The 15536-nt window shown below is 41.2% G+C and carries 14 protein-coding genes and 1 riboswitch; of the genes, 8 read left to right on the plus strand and 6 right to left on the minus strand.

The features are described from left to right. The first annotated feature begins 429 nt into the window (after positions 1-429). Positions 430-735, plus strand: a complete 306-nt coding sequence (locus ACK8HY_RS00535) for a hypothetical protein (RefSeq protein WP_416132349.1) — start codon at positions 430-432, stop codon at positions 733-735. Between the two features lie 135 nt (positions 736-870). Here the strand turns inward: ACK8HY_RS00535 and ACK8HY_RS00540 are convergent, their stop codons facing one another. Then, on the minus strand, positions 871-1137 hold the full coding sequence (locus tag ACK8HY_RS00540) for a hypothetical protein (protein WP_077436141.1): 267 nt from the start codon (positions 1135-1137) through the stop codon (positions 871-873). Between the two features lie 66 nt (positions 1138-1203). Further along, a riboswitch (SAM-I-IV-variant riboswitch) is annotated at positions 1204-1297 on the minus strand. Positions 1298-1507: 210 nt separating this feature from the next. Here ACK8HY_RS00540 and ACK8HY_RS00545 point away from each other — a divergent pair. Then, positions 1508-2272 carry a DUF3050 domain-containing protein gene (locus tag ACK8HY_RS00545; protein ID WP_416132350.1) on the plus strand — a complete coding sequence of 255 codons (765 nt, stop codon included), beginning with the start codon at positions 1508-1510 and terminating at the stop codon, positions 2270-2272. A gap of 60 nt (positions 2273-2332) precedes the next feature. Here ACK8HY_RS00545 and ACK8HY_RS00550 read toward each other — a convergent pair whose 3' ends face one another. From ACK8HY_RS00550 to ACK8HY_RS00560, 3 genes are all read right to left on the minus strand, one after another. Further along, on the minus strand, positions 2333-3802 hold the full coding sequence (locus ACK8HY_RS00550) for an N-acetylmuramoyl-L-alanine amidase (protein WP_416132351.1): 1470 nt from the start codon (positions 3800-3802) through the stop codon (positions 2333-2335). Next, complete coding sequence (locus ACK8HY_RS00555) at positions 3795-4166, minus strand: BlaI/MecI/CopY family transcriptional regulator (protein ID WP_077436147.1); 372 nt, start codon at positions 4164-4166, stop codon at positions 3795-3797. The genes ACK8HY_RS00550 and ACK8HY_RS00555 overlap by 8 nt, the downstream gene beginning before the upstream one ends. A 176-nt stretch (positions 4167-4342) precedes the next feature. Beyond that, on the minus strand, positions 4343-5635 hold the full coding sequence (locus ACK8HY_RS00560; RefSeq protein ID WP_416132352.1) for a serine hydrolase domain-containing protein: 1293 nt from the start codon (positions 5633-5635) through the stop codon (positions 4343-4345). Positions 5636-5870: 235 nt separating this feature from the next. Here ACK8HY_RS00560 and ACK8HY_RS00565 point away from each other — a divergent pair, with 235 nt between their 5' ends. From ACK8HY_RS00565 to ACK8HY_RS00580, 4 genes are all read left to right on the plus strand, one after another. Then, positions 5871-7190 carry a TolC family protein gene (locus ACK8HY_RS00565; RefSeq protein WP_416132353.1) on the plus strand — a complete coding sequence of 440 codons (1320 nt, stop codon included), beginning with the start codon at positions 5871-5873 and terminating at the stop codon, positions 7188-7190. Next, on the plus strand, positions 7190-8248 hold the full coding sequence (locus ACK8HY_RS00570) for an HlyD family secretion protein (protein WP_416132354.1): 1059 nt from the start codon (positions 7190-7192) through the stop codon (positions 8246-8248). The genes ACK8HY_RS00565 and ACK8HY_RS00570 overlap by 1 nt, the downstream gene beginning before the upstream one ends. A 2-nt stretch (positions 8249-8250) precedes the next feature. Then, the gene (locus tag ACK8HY_RS00575; RefSeq protein ID WP_416132355.1) at positions 8251-9828 is read left to right on the plus strand and encodes a hypothetical protein; all 1578 of its coding nucleotides are present in this window, start codon (positions 8251-8253) and stop codon (positions 9826-9828) included. Positions 9829-10041: 213 nt separating this feature from the next. Further along, a complete protein-coding gene (locus ACK8HY_RS00580; RefSeq protein ID WP_077436157.1) occupies positions 10042-10566 on the plus strand; it encodes a hypothetical protein in 525 nt (174 codons plus the stop codon). A 63-nt stretch (positions 10567-10629) separates the two neighbouring features. On the opposite strand, the gene ACK8HY_RS00585 is transcribed toward ACK8HY_RS00580, so the two are convergent. Further along, positions 10630-11322, minus strand: a complete 693-nt coding sequence (locus ACK8HY_RS00585) for an HAD family hydrolase (protein ID WP_416132356.1) — start codon at positions 11320-11322, stop codon at positions 10630-10632. Positions 11323-11589: 267 nt separating this feature from the next. On the opposite strand from ACK8HY_RS00585, the gene ACK8HY_RS00590 reads away from it, so the two are divergent. Further along, complete coding sequence (locus ACK8HY_RS00590; protein WP_416132357.1) at positions 11590-12153, plus strand: Crp/Fnr family transcriptional regulator; 564 nt, start codon at positions 11590-11592, stop codon at positions 12151-12153. Positions 12154-12437: 284 nt separating this feature from the next. Then, on the plus strand, positions 12438-13511 hold the full coding sequence (locus ACK8HY_RS00595; RefSeq protein ID WP_416132358.1) for a serine hydrolase domain-containing protein: 1074 nt from the start codon (positions 12438-12440) through the stop codon (positions 13509-13511). Positions 13512-13585: 74 nt separating this feature from the next. Here the strand turns inward: ACK8HY_RS00595 and ACK8HY_RS00600 are convergent, their stop codons facing one another. Beyond that, the gene (locus ACK8HY_RS00600) at positions 13586-15526 is read right to left on the minus strand and encodes an oleate hydratase (protein ID WP_416132359.1); all 1941 of its coding nucleotides are present in this window, start codon (positions 15524-15526) and stop codon (positions 13586-13588) included. Positions 15527-15536: the final 10 nt, after the last annotated feature.

Below are 15536 nucleotides of genomic sequence, written 5' to 3' on the forward strand. Positions count from 1 at the left end.
TTTTATCGCATATAATTTTGATGTTGTCAGTCTATATTTCGAACTCCATGATCGGGCGGGTTTCCAGTAGGAAGATGAAAGATACTAAAATTTATGAAATGAGGTTCGGCAGTTCCAAAGCAATAGCCTGGTGAGGCTATAGATAATCCGGATAGATATTAAAACGGAAACATGTTGATATCAAATTAAACCTAAAGACAAATTTCAATCAGTTTTTAGACAGTAATCAGTCACTGTTTATTCAGTTTGTACTGAGTAATCACTGAACAATGACTGAACAAGTACCGTTAAAAGGTATAATTTGGTCACTACCTGTTCTCCGTTTGCTACACCTAAAAATTATCACGGAGAAAGGAAAAGTATATAATATTCATCCAATTCAACTAAGGTGATTTTGGAATGTCCCTATTTTTTTGTATATTGCTGGTTATGAGTTTTAAAGAAAAATTAGAGAACTGGCGTACATCAATTAATCGCGCTGGTAGTGGTGAGGAATTGTACATTTTGCTTTTGAACTACAAGAAGTTTATCAGTAAAAATTGGATGGACGATTTTGGTGATCCGGGTAACTGGAGAACCGAGTTAAATCAGGTCATCAGCAAAGTAAGAAAAAAAGTAGATGTTGCAGATATTCGGAATTGTGAAGACCTATCGTCTTATCAGGATGATGCCCGGCAGACTGCATATTCGCTCAATAATACCTTAAAATATCATCACTCATTGACAAAAGGGTAGGCTAGGCCTACCCTTTTTTGACAATTCTATTTCTTGTGACAACTTTTTTATCCGCTCTTCCAACAGTATAAATCGCATAAAGTATGCTTGGATATCAGAAGAGCAGACGAAAAATTGAGATGATGTAGCTAGAAATTAGGATTGCAGTGGAATCAATACATTGTGTTCCAAACGCACTGGTACCTGCTTCACTGAGGTAAACCCATCTTCCTTAGAAATAATATTAGAAAGATCCAGTCCTCTTTTGGAGAACGTGCTGATTAAAGCGGTTCTGAAGGTTGCTTTAGCCGAACCCCAGCCTTGGCCTAAGATTGTGTCGTTGTTGAGCTGAATCAGTTCGTCCGTGGAATAGTAGTTGAATTTTTCCAGTAAGTGTTGGTAAAGATTTGTTGTTGTAGCCATACAATTTAAAAATTTAAAGGATTAAACCATAAACTGTATCCAGATCTTGTTGGGAAAATAAGCGTTGTTTAACGTTTATTTTGGTCGAAACCCGTATTAATTTACCACCGCGGTGTCTACACTCGGTTGGTATTGCATCATGCAATTCTGAATACTCTACAAATATAGTAGATTATTTTTTATAATTAAAAATATTTTTGTTTTTAGTCGTAACTGGATGTAGTTTGGAAGATAAGGACATTCAAAAGTGAGGTTGGACATTCAGCTTTGATTTGGTTATGAAGTGGATAGGCGACTGATAATTTATCATGATACTGTAATCTCGTCGAAAATACTTTAAAAAACAGCGATAAGACAATACTTTTGCGGCATGAATAGAATTGCGGAAATTAACGAATACATTGCTGCCGAACGCGAGGTATTATTGCAACACCCTTTGTATCGTAAAATCAAAACGATCAAGAATCTACGTTCTTTTACAGAAGGGCATGTGTATGCTGTATGGGATTTTATGTCTTTATTAAAAGCTTTACAGATTAAATTAACCTGTACAACATTGCCTTGGTTTGCAAGTGAACATCCATCAACACGTTATCTGATAAATGAAATTGTTTTAGCGGAGGAGTCCGACGAATATATTGATGGTCGCCGTTTGAGCCATTTTGAAATGTATTTGGATGCAATGAATGAAATGGGCGCTGATCTTCACCTCGTCAATAAGTTTATAACCCATGCTAAGCAATCTAAAAGTATTTTTGATGCCATCGCATTAACAACCTTGGATAAAAGGATCAAAGATTTTCTGAATTTTACATTTGAACTGATCGAAGAAGGCGAGGTACATAAAATTGCTGCTGCCTTTACATTCGGTCGTGAAGACCTTATACCGGGAATGTTTACTTCCATCTTACAGGAATTGAAGTCCAACTTTCCTGAATCAAGCTTAGATAATTTTATCTACTATTTCCAACGTCATATTGATCTGGACGGTGATGAACATGGTCCCTTGGCCATGCAGATGATCGGCGATCTGGCCAAAGACGATGATGAAAAGTGGGAGGAAATGAAAATAGTCAGTAAAGAGGCGCTTAAAAAGCGTATTGAACTCTGGAACGCAATAGAAGATTCCCTGTAGGGAACCTTCTATTGTTTGACATCTCTGTAAAAAGGATCGGTCTGGTAATTTTACAGAAAATTATTCCGACAGCGAAGTTTTTAAGGCTTGGGCAAAAGCGCTGATAAATTCTGGATCCAAGGTATTGGAAAAGGTATTCATATTTCCCAAGCTGACAATGAGTGCCGGTATTTTCGCTCCCCGTAAGATCGCGTGGCTATGGCTTTCAGCTGGTTTTTGCGTGTTCAATCCATGCTTTTGTAAATTTTGTGTGAGACGGAACGCAAGCTCGCGGCTTTGATCCTGTATCTTGGGCAGTTCAACCGCCTTTGGATACAGCAGGCCGATTGGCCGTTTGGCATTTGAAGGGTCAACATCAAAATGGATCGAAATTAAGGCATCGCCAGTAAAGGCTGCACGGTCTTTGAGCATCATAAATTCGTCTTTCGAATGGGTCAATACAACCTGAAAACCTTCTTTTTCGAGTTCATTTTGAATCATTTTACAAGCCTGTAAAGTGAGATCTTTCTCTTTGAGCCCTTTGCTATTGGTGCCTCCACTATCTTTGCCGCCATGGCCCGGATCCAGCACAATGGTCTTTGCACCGTTTTTAACAGCGCCGGAAACGGTAATTTTTTCTTTCGGGGGATTAATAAAAGAAAAAGAGACAATTAATACGCATATACAAGGAACTAACAGCAGATACTGATAACCTTTCGTGCGTGGTGATAGATTTCGCATCAGTCTGTCGACACGTTCTACCAGTTCATTTTGGTTTTTTAAAATTCTACTTTGCATATAATCTAATTGTTGATGTTGTTGTGTCAGGTTCAGTAGGAAGCTCGCATAATCGGTCTTTCCATAGCATTCTCCCACCGCACGGTCGACCTGAAATTCATGCAGACGATGCAATTCTTTCCTGACCCAATAAATGGCCGGGTTTATCCAGAAGAAGCAGCACATCAGTTCGATATATAATTTGTCCCAGGCATGTCCTTTTAGAATATGCTGCGCCTCATGGGCAAAGATGAGCTTACCTTCGGGACTTTCAAGTGTGTTTCTATCCATTACGATATAATGAAAGATCGAGCAATTATTGAAGCGATTGAATGGCGCGATCACTTTAATTCCCTGATGCTTCTGAAAATCCATCTTCTTTAAATAAAATAGGAGTTTTAAGCTGCGATAAACTAATCGGGTCAGAAAGAAGCCGGCAATCACTAAATAAGCATACGCGAGTATTTTTTTAAACTCCATCCGATCCCATAGATTGGGCTGCTCTTCGGATTCGATCGAAAGGTGGGCATTGGAATAATCTAACTGCTCTTGCTGTAGTATTTCCGGATTTGGCTTTGTTTTCGAATCGATTAATTCGACAGAATCGGTCTTAAATTTAAGAAAGGGAACCAGGGTACAAAAGCTAACCAGGGCAATAAGCAAATATCGGTTCAAGCCGAAAAATGAAAGCTGCCTAAAAGCCAGGATAAAGAGCGAGACTAAAATAAGTAAACTGATATTGGCCTCTATAGTATAGGAAAACAGGTTATTCATCTTCTTTATTTTTATTGATAATTTCCTTGATTTTCTCGATGTCCGTTTCGCTGATCTTTTGTTCCTTGACAATGAATGACACCAGGTTTTCGACAGAATCATCAAAATATTTGTTCATTACACGCGAAAAGAAAAACTTTCGGTATTGCATCTTGGAGATCAATGGATAATATTGGTACGTCTTTCCATAGGCATTGAAACCCACGTATCCTTTTTTCTCCAAAATCCGTACAATGGATGATATCGTATTATAGGGTGTTGTTTGGGTCGGATCCATATATTCAATAATATCTTTGACAAAGGCCTGCTTTAATTTCCATATTGCGTGCATAACCTCTTCTTCTTTTTTTGTTAATTCTTCCATAGTTTAAAGCTATAACTTATTTTTCAGTTTATCAACTTATTTTTCAGTTTTAAAACTGAAAAATAAGTTGATAAACTGAAAGTAGTTGATTTACAGTTGTTTTGTTTTATTTTTTTGGGGATTGAAATTTCAATACCTTTCGTCCGGTTACAGAAATATTTTTGGAAATCTTAATTTCATCTTTTCAATAAATAGTCCGCCACGGCCTGATAAGCAGGCAGGGAATACGCATCGTTGGCTGAATTGGAAGCAATCGGATGTGAGGCAAATCGGACGATCACCATTTCTGCTTTGGGATCTATATAGATCGTCTGTCCATGGACGCCACGTGCACAGAAAGCTCCATCGGCATTATGGCTTACCCACCACATATTTTTATAACTCCACTGTTTGAGATTAGTATAGCCGGCTTTTGCAAAAGCAGGCTGGCTTCCGCCAGAGCGGATGGATTCAACCACTTCCTTCGCGAGGATCTGTTTACCGTTAAAATAGCCCTTGTTGCGCACCATCTCACCGAACATGGCCATATCACGAAGATTGGCGCTAAGTCCTCCGCCCGCAAAGCATATACCCGCGCCGTCGATCAGATAATAGGCATCAAAATTGGTTCCCAATGGCTGCCAAATTTTTTCGGAAAGTACTTGTGACAAGGGCTTGTTCAATACCCGCGAAATTATCCAGCCCATCACATCCGTATTGACCGTTTTATAGCCGAATGCGTCACCATGTTGACCTTTTTTCTTTACCGTCTTTAAGTAATCAAAGTAGTTTGCCGGTTCATCGCTACTTCGCTGGAAGTGGAAGGGATCTCCGGCTTTGGAGAAGGCCCATATTTCCGCATTCGGATCAGCATAGTCTTCACTGAACTCCAGGCCTGTGGTCATGTTCAGCACCTGACGTACCGTAGCATCGCCAAAAGCAGAATGTGCAAGTTCAGGAACGTAATCCCGACAGTACTTGTTTTCAACCAAGAGACCTTCTGCAATGAGTTGCGCAGCCAGGGTACCGGTGAATGTTTTGCTAACGGACATCGCCGCGTGTATGCCTTCTTGAGTCAATGCACCAAAATATTTTTCGTAAATAATACGCCCTTTATGAAGAATAAGGATGCCATCAGTATAATTTTTTAAAAGAGATTCTGCCCAGCTGATAGACTTTTCATGCCCAAGAGGTCGAAAGCTTAGGCTATCAATGGCCGAATCTTGGGCGGTGGAAAAAGAATAACGATTGATCAGGGGCGCAGGAACTACTTTCGAGGGAAAGAATTCACGCATATGGCAAACACTGTAACGTAGCGCTGGAAACTTAAAAAATGTACCGTCCAACGCCGAAATAATTCGGTCTTGCGGTGGCGGAAATCCCTGCATCCACCCCAATTTATTGGGATCGGAATCTGCCGCAGATAGAAATTCTTGCGCCTGGCTCATTTGTATCAGGATTAATGGGAATAATAAGATGGCTTTTTTCATGATCAACTAATATGTAAATGATATCAACCTAATAGCTACTGTGGATAGTATATATAAGTATAATAGGCAAAGTAGTCGTATTGTTTTCCATCTGGCTCCTGTTTTTGGCAGATTTTACTCTTTTATTGATAATTGATTGAAAAATGTCTTTTTTCCGTAACATATTGGCATTTGTGAAGAAATGCATTTTCCAATTAGTATCTAAGTTTGCAACGCAAAAAATAACAGAAAGACATTGAATTTTTTTTCGTCGTATCGGACAAAAGCAATAAGCACTGTAGCGGTGCTCCTATGCTCGGTTTTAGAAACGCAGGCTCAAGGCTCGCTGCGCATCTCGCTTGCTGATCTGATCAGTAAATCGCTGCAAAACAGTAAGTACATTGAACAGTCGCATTTGCAGTTACAGGAAAAAGCGGTTGCCGTACAGCAGCAGCGGATGGAATTGCTGCCGAAAATCAGTGTCAGGGCTTCCGCCAGTTATGCGAGCAATATGCCGGTCTACGATCGGGGGATATTTGCCAAACCATCACAACATGAGGTTATCCATTATTTATATGACACTGGACTCGATTTCTACCTGAACCTTTACAATGGCCATCGGGACCTTATGAAAATAGAATCAAAAAAACTCGAAATGGAACTGGCCAATATTGAGTGGAAAAGCACCACAGCACAGATCAAGCTGGAGATCTGTAACTTGTTTCTGGATCTGGATTTAGCCTATCGCAACAAATTGCTGATCGAGCAGGATATCAAAGATCAACGGACGCAATTGAAAGAGATCGAACACCGTTATACCGCGGGTGTTGTGCTGCACAGTGATGTGTTACGGATTTCACTCGAATTATCCAAGCGCGAACTGCTTTTGGTACAGATCACAAATGATATCAAAGCATTCAACCAAAAATTGCAGCTGATCGCTGATATACGACAGGAAATTATCCCGATGTGTACCACGATGGACATTCATCCGCTGAATTATGCCGAGATTGTAGCCGTTGCCAAACAACAGGCTTTTGTACTGCTGAAATCGGAACAGGAAGTTGCGCTAAAAAAAATGAGTATCAAACAGGCGAAGTCAAACTACCTGCCCGAACTGGGCCTAACCAATACATTTACTTTTGCGAATCCACAGGTATTTTTATATCCATATAATGCGAGCTGGTACAATTTAAATATCGTAGGACTTAAATTGAACATCCCGATATCCGCCCTCTACCTTAATAAAAATATTGTTCGGGGTGCCCAGCTTGCTTTGAAGCGGGAAGAGGTAAAACACCATTATGAAGAGGAAAAGGTGGAAAATGAACTGTTACAGGCCTACTTGGATTATAACCTCGCACTGGAACAACGGGAGGTCTGCCAAAAAAATCTGGCCCTTGCCAATGAAAACGCTCGTATTATTAAAAATAGGTATTTCAAGTCTTCGGCATTGGTCACCGATCTGTTAGATGCAGATATGCAATGCCTCAAGATAAACTTTGATCTGGAATCAGCCCGGATCGCGATACAAAAACATTATTATTTTATTGAATTTTTGAAGGGTACGATCTAATGAAACCTAAATCAGGCCGGTCAATGACCGAAGTACAATTGACCAGAATCACCAATTGGTTGGCTGGGATTGCTTTGTTGGCACTTTTACTATGGGGCGGGAGGATACTCTGGCTGCGTATCCGGTATACTTATACCAATGATGCACAAGTGACCCAGTATATTAATCCTATCATCTCCCGCGTGGGCGGTTACATTGTTTCGGTTCATTATAAAGATCATCAATCGGTCAGGCGTGGCGATACCTTACTGCTGATCGACAACCGGGAGTACAAATATGAAGCTGATCAGGCTTCAGCTTCGATAAATAAAGAAAATGCGGAAATCAGTGTGCTGGGCAGTCAAAAAGAAATATTGCAGGCCGAACATGAATCATTGGAACAATCCATTGCAGCGGCTGAAGCGCGGGTGACGAAACAGCAACTTGAATACGACCGCTACAAGTTTCTGTTTGATGAAAAATCTGCTACAGCACAGCAATTGGAGGATATAAAAGCCACACTGGAGGTGTATAAAAGTGAACTTGCCGCATTACAGCATAAGCTGGAAGCCTCAAAAGATCGGGTGAATGATGTTGATGTGAAAAAAGGGGTAATCAATGCGGAGAAAGCACGCTTGTCAGCTGCTGCAAACCGAAAGCATCTTGATGTGGGATATACCGTAATCCGGGCTCCCTATGATGGCCGGGTAGGGAAACGTAGCATTGAAAAAGGACAGATGGTAAATCCGGGTGAGGTGCTGGGATTTATTGTCAATGCAGAGACACCAACTTGGGTGACAGCCAATTTTAAGGAAACGCAATTACGTTATCTCTCCCTTGGTGGGCGTGTAGAGGTTGTTGCGGATGCCTACCCAGATGAAACATTCTATGGAAAGATAATTTCTATTTCGCCAGCAACAGGATCTTCTTTTTCATTGCTTCCACCGGACAATGCGACCGGTAATTTTGTGAAGATCGTACAGCGGGTTCCTGTTCGTATCGAACTGGATCGGAGTAAGGGAGCTGCAAAATTACTCTCAGGAATGAATGTCAATGTTTCGGTCTCAAAAAATCAATAACAGTGAAAGGGATCTTCAAAGGCTGGGTACCCGAATGGTTGATTAAGCTGATATTATTCAGCGGGTTGATGCCGAGTATGGTCTTGTTTTTTCTGCCCGGTGCCAATATCAATGTTACAGCGGGGTTCTACGGTGCACAGCCCAGTGATGTTCAATTCCTCATTATCCTTTTCTACGCTGGATTTGTCGGATTCTATGTTCTGGAACGTCGCTTTTTTCAGTATTTCCCGGTCAAGCAGTACTATATAATTTTTAACCTGCTGCAGTTGCTCAATTGTTACCTGATGTATCGTATCAACGAGATCAGTTGGATATATGGCTTACGCTTTTTTCAGGGTATGCTGTTCGCATCGGCTGTCAACCTCTCTATATCCATGATATTTTCCCGACTGAAAACGGAACGTGCAAAGGAGGGAAGTTATGCCATATTTTTTGGTATGCTGCTCTGTAGCTCGCCTTTCAATACCTTTGTTACAGCGGAATTTATTGACTCATTCAACTTTGATGAACTTTACCTGTATGCTGCCTTATCTTTTGTACCTGGGTTATTATTGATTATCGTCACAATGAAACCCATCCGGCATAATCGACCGTACCCTTTATTTTCATTGGATTGGGCCAGCTTTATCCTCTACAGTTTCATTGTTATAAGTTTCGGTTATCTGATGGTCTACGGACAGGAACTTTATTGGTTTTCGGATACCTCCATGCTGACCGTACTGATCGGTGGGATTTTATGCCTGGGCCTGTTTATTCTGCGGCAGAAAGCAATAAAACGTGTTTATATCGAGCTGTCCATCTTTGGAAACCGGAAATTCCTGTTCGGAATCTTAGTCTTGTATATGATGTATATCGAACGGTTTTCGCTGGCGATCTCCAATCAGTATTTTCTACAGGTCATCCGTCTGGATCCCATTCACCTCTCCTATATCCAATGGTTTAATATCCTCGGGATTGTATGTGGTGTCATGCTATCCTTCTACTGGCTATTAAAACGACGTACAGTGAAATGGATATGGATTGTTGGCTACTGTTGCTTGCTAGCCTTTCATCAATACATGTTTTTTTCATTTGAAAGTGAGGGCAATGAGGAGCACTTCTGGTTGCCTTTGGTATTGCATGGGCTGGGGGTTGGTCTGATTATGGTGCCGACAATCCTATTTGTGATTGCCAGTGTACGTCCTCATTTGGGGGCTTCAGCGGCGGCAGCTTGTTTGGCAGTCCGTTATCTGGGCTATACCAGTAGTATCGGTCTGCAGAATTTCTTTAAATTATTTGAACATGCCCAGCACTGGGAGGTTTTTCGGGATCAGCTGCAATCAGGCAATCTGATATTTGAAGATTATCTACAGCGGGAGTCTCAGAGGATACTGCAACATGGGTTGCGGTACAAAGAGCATGCCGCGGGATTGAAGCTCATCAGCGAGCGGGTTAACATACAATCTTTCGTCCGGTATGGCATGGACTACTATGAATTGATGTCCATAATCAGTATCAGCCTCTTGCTGCTGATACTGCTTTCCCCTTCCTTGAAAAGCATGTATAAGAAGCTTAAAAAGAATCAGATTTCACCAGTATAACGATGTCACAATTGATCAATATCCCAAATGGCTGCAGCACGTTGTAATTCCATCAATGCGACCGTACAATTGTAGCGTGCTTCATCATAGGTCAGCTGAGTGTCTGCTCTTTTCGATAAGTTCATATTCTTGTCATACGACAAGTGTACTGTGCTCTATATCAGGTAACTTTGATGTGTAACCAGGTGCCCGTCACCTATAGATCAATGAGCAATGGATAAACCAAAATCAGCAAAACTAGAAATCGTTATTCCTGCGTACCGGATGCACAGTCAGAGCTTTATCAATGTGCTGGATGGGATTTCGGAGGAACATGCACGTCAGCGCATCAATGGGCAGAGCAACCATATTGTGTGGATGGCAGGTAATTTTGTTAATGTACGTTATGGAATTGCATACGTCTTGGGACTTCAGGAAGAAGATCCCTATCATGACTTATTTTTTATGGGTAAAACCTTGGATGAACAGTTTAAATATCCGACCATAAAAGAATTGAAAGATAGTTTCTATGCCATTTCACCCAAAGTCTATCAGCGGCTGCTGGAAGTAGACGATGCAGAACTGGCAGAGATTTTCAAAATTGATATGAACATTCCCTTTGTTGAGGAGAATAAGCTCAACTTTGTGGGGATGTGCATCGGAAGGCAGGATTATCTCTGTGGACAGATGGCATTGATGCGGCGTATACTCGGTTATCCGGGTATGAAATATGAAGTGGACGAGCAGATAACCTATTAAGCGTCAAACAGCATAAGTTAGCACCCTGTAGGCAATGTGCTGGCTTATGCTGTTCAAATGTCCTTAACCCAAATGGATCAGGATCTCATCGATTTGTTGGAGGGCAATAAAGCGTTCATGTTCTAAATTAACCTCATGCTGTTCATGCGTCCATGTCACATGATAGGGGATATGAACAGCAAAGCCACCAAGTTCGAGGACAGGTAGAATATCGGATTTGAGGGAATTGCCCAGCATCATAAAGCGATCAGGCGCGCAATCCAAATGCTTGAGTAATTTACGATAGTCTTTTTCTTTTTTATCGCTCATGATTTCGATGTGATGAAAATAGTCTTCCAGTCCCGAATTTTTTAATTTCCGTTCCTGATCGAGGAGGTCACCCTTGGTTGCTACGACCAGTCTGTAATTACCCTTTAGGTGTTTCAGGGTTTCGGTTACACCGGGAAGTAATTCGATGGGTTTCTGCAAGAGTTCATGTCCGATCGCTATTATTTGATTGATAACCTGAATAGGGACTGTATTTTCGGAGATCCGGTTGGCAGTCTCAATCATACATAGCATAAAGCCTTTGATCCCATAACCATATAGGTGCAGATTCTGCATCTCGGTAGCGAAGAGCTCCTGCGAGACGGTATGTTGGGGAAGGTAGTTTTCCAAAAGCATGCAAAATTGTCTTTCTGCTTCCTGGAAGTAAGATTCATTGGCCCAGAGGGTATCATCAGCATCAAAAGCGATGGTTGTAATCTTATTTTTCATTTGTATCATTCGTTGTTCATCAATTATTTTCAATGATTTTCATGAGCTCGTTTACTCATTAAGTTGGTATTTTAAGGTATTCGTTAGCTCGCTGCGCTCGGTTCACGCTGCCTTTGGCGGCATAGTATTCAAGAGTTCATCTAACCCACTCACATCGAAGAGTCGTCTTGAATAAATCATGCTGTTTTTAAATCTACTTTTGTAATTTTATGAAGCTAATTTCTCAAAAGGAAATCATTATTAAAAGGACATTTGTCCCGGATCATTATGTTAAGAACAAATCAATCATTTTTGGATCGTACGATAACACTTTACGCTCAGCAGCAGCGTCAGGAGGATATCGTGGTCAGAAAGTATACCAAGGGGCAAAACTTATATGATCAGGGAACAGCATCCACCAAGGTTATGGTTATCAGTGAAGGGATAGCTAAGTGTTATTTTACCGAGGCCAATGATAAGGAGTATATCGTTGAATTTCTTTCGGTCGGGGAAATCGTTGGGGAGATCGAAAGCATCCGTCATATTCCCAGTCTGTGTAGTATACAGGCCATGACCGATGTGATGGTCTATGCATTTTCCAAAACGTATTTTAGGGAGCTATTGGAAAGAGATATCACATGGAGCAATATGTTACTGGATGTGATGGCACAACGTATTGTGCATACCTCGAGCCGGGCATCTTACCAGCAGTTATACAGTCTGGAACACAGCTTACACCGCTTGTTGGAGATCCAGTCCCAGCAGGATATGACGATAAAGAAAGAGGATATGGCGGCCTATCTCGGTATTTCGGTCAGAAGCCTCAACAGGGAGCTAAAAAAAATGCTGTAATTTTAGTGAGAGACCAAAAAATGTCCTGTGTTTAAACTTGTTTCGAACTTGCATCCATGTAACATCAGTACAATCTAGTTGATTTTTAACCAGCCTGAACGCGAAAAAACATAAAAGATAAAAAAGCATAGGCGTAACAATGGAGATTTGAGTATTGTCCAAAAAATGGGTAAATTGAGGGCGGTTAAAACAATGTTTTTGATATAAAAACAATAGACATGCAACACCATAGCGCCAGAAGCCTAAAACTTATTTTACTTTTTATATGTGTAACTAACTTTGCAATGGGGCAGAAGATTGAAAAATCTGTATTGGATAAAACACTTTCCAGCTATTATCCCAATGGAAATGAGCCTGGGATAGCTGTTGCGATTAGTCAGCATGGACAGGTCCTTTACCAATATGCAGTCGGAATAGCGGATCTAAAAACGAAACAAAAGATCACAGAAAAGACCCATTTTCGGATGGCCTCCGTCAGTAAGCAGGTGACAGCGCAAGCAATTTGCAGTTTATTTGCTCAGGGAAAGCTAAAACCAACGGATCAATTGGGACTTTTCTTTGACGATTTGCCCTTGGCTTTGCAGGGTGTTACCGTCGCTCAATTACTTCAACATCGTTCAGGAATCATGGATTATGAGGCATTGATACCAAGTGATCGGACAGCACAGGTTTCGGATAAAGATGTGCTGGATTATATCCGGCAGACCGATACGGTTTATTTTCCGTCGGGGAGTCAATTCAGGTACAGCAATACAGGCTATTGCCTGTTGGCTTTGATTGTGGAGCAGGTGGCAAAGGAGCCTTTTGCGGCATTTGTAAAAAAGCATTTGTTTCTGCCGAATGGTATCCGCGATGGAATCGTCTATACTGTTGATTCAAATATCCCCAATCGGGCTTTCGGTTATCATCCTAAGGGGGATACCTTTGTGTTTGCTGATCAGAGCGTGACCAGTGCGACTCAAGGTGATGGCGGAGTTTATCTATCGGCTTTGGAGTACCATCAATGGGCCAATTATTTGCTTCATAAGCGTTTTCCCGAAGCTGTTATACAGGATTTTCTGGAAACAGAGCGCCTTCCGGTAAAAGATGGTGTTTCCTACAATTTAGGCTGGTTTATCTATCCTTTGGAGCGAAATAGGCTATTCTTCCATTCGGGAGAATCAACGGGTTTCCATAATATTGTGTATTTAGATCAGCAGAAAGACCTTGTTGTTACTTTATTTAGCAATCGTGATGACCTCTTGATTGCGGATGCATTTGACGCGTTGCTTGCTGTACTTAAACTGCCTAATCCCATGGGGCCAAGTGCCGAAAACAAATCCGTTTTTGGCTGGCTTAATGCAGTATACGCGAATTAGTATGCCTGTGGATAGAAAATAAAATCGCCTATATCTTTTCTAAAGATATAGGCGATTTGTAGTTTTGATCAAAATTAACCCTTAATTCCTTTTAACCAATCTTTGAATTTGCCGAATTGCTCGGCCAAAAACGATTCATGATCTTCACTGTCTTCCTCTCCGCCGGGAAGAATATGTTCAAAATAAGACCCCTTCAGGATTTTACGCAATAGTCCTTCACCTATGAACGGCTTATCGTCATTGAGCGTCCTGGCGGCTTTCAACAAATGACGGATATCATATTGCAAAGGATTAATATCAGGCACTTGCTTGTTGAGATTCAAGAGCTCGTACACAGCTATACGTGCAGTTCTGACCGAACTTTCCATTGTAAATACCACGTCGTTGTTGGTTTCGACGAACTGTCCAACGAGACCTAGATTTTTACAGCCATTTGGAACTACCCTTGGACGATCGCCTTTAGCACGGGGCATAAACATCGATGTGATATAAGGCATAAAAGTCGTGCGGACAATCGTATTTTTGGTGACGTCATCCAACTGATCAATGATTCCCAGATGGTGACATAGTTCAGCCAAAATTTCATCTCCGGTACATTCGGGCATCGTTTTTTTAATATAATTTCCTTGTTTGTCCATAAATAGGGCATAAACCCAAAGTACAAGGACATCATCGGGCTGGCCGGGGAAGTGTGGCTGTCTGTTACAGGTAAAGCTCATCAACCAGTTGGAATCTGTAATTGTAATAATACCGCCGGTGACTGTTTTCCCTGAGTAAGGGTCATTGACCGAATAGCCTTTTAATTTTTCAATCAAAGCCGAGGGTCTACAGGTCAGGGTGGCAGATTCCCAGGCCGATTTTTCAATGTTGCTGCAGAATTTTTCGGGTTTACCGAAGATATCGGATTTGGCGGCCAGGTTTTTCCAGAGTTTCCAACCAGCACTTTGTCCACTTGTACTATTGTCAATACCGATGATCGGTGCTTTGGTATTGTCACCATAGAAAGTGTCTTCGGTCATTGATCCAGTGGTGACAATCACAAAGTCATTTGGCCCCAGTGGGATACGTACTTCTTTACCACTTTGTTCGGTAATTATTCCTTCCACGGTTTTTCCCTCGGTGTTGCTTTGTATGTCAAGATCTTTGACCAGTACATTAAACTGGATCTTAACACCTTTGTCTTGTAACACTTTGCGTAATGGGGTGACAAAGGTATCGTATTGATTGTATTTAGGAAATACAAGGGAAGAAAGATCGTTTAATCCATCAATTGCATGAAGGAAGCGATGCATGTACAGTTTCAATTCCAATAAGCTATGCCAGTTTTCAAAAGCAAACATAGTACGCCAAAAGGTCCAGAAATTACTGCTCAGGAAAGATTCGCTGAAATAATCTTCAATTGTCAGGTCATCCAATTCTTCTTTCTTTTTCAACAGGAGTTTGATAATTGCAAGTTGATCTTTTTTGGCCAACCCAAATTTGCTAAAATCTTTGATTTCACCAAGATTATGGATAAGCCGTGCTTTAGAATAGTTGGAATCGTTGTCGTTGATCAATCTATATTCGTCAAGTACACTGTAAGGAGCTGGCATTTCCAATGCTGGAATATCCTGAAACATATCCCATAGATTTTCATAAGTCATGTCCATTTCACGTCCACCACGGATGACATAACCATCCTTGGCATTACCGGCACCATCCAGGGATCCACCTTCAATATGTAACTGTTCCAGGAAGGTGATATTTTCCGCAGGGACATGTCCATCACGGATGAAATAGTATGCTGCAGACAGACCTGCGATCCCGCTACCGACAATATAGATTTTACTGTCTTTGTAGGATTTGTTCGGTATACCTTTATTGCGTTGGTAATTTCCTATCTGATCTGAAAAAGGCATTGCCTTTTTAGGCGTGTTACGTTGTTGTTCGGTGCTTGAATCCGGTTCATGATTTACATTTCCATATTCAGCAGATGCATTTAATACTTTGTCGAATTTTGAGGTGATTTCTTTCATGATTCTTATT

It is taken from the genome of Sphingobacterium sp. NGMCC 1.201703 (assembly GCF_047784615.1).
Classification (GTDB): domain Bacteria; phylum Bacteroidota; class Bacteroidia; order Sphingobacteriales; family Sphingobacteriaceae; genus Sphingobacterium.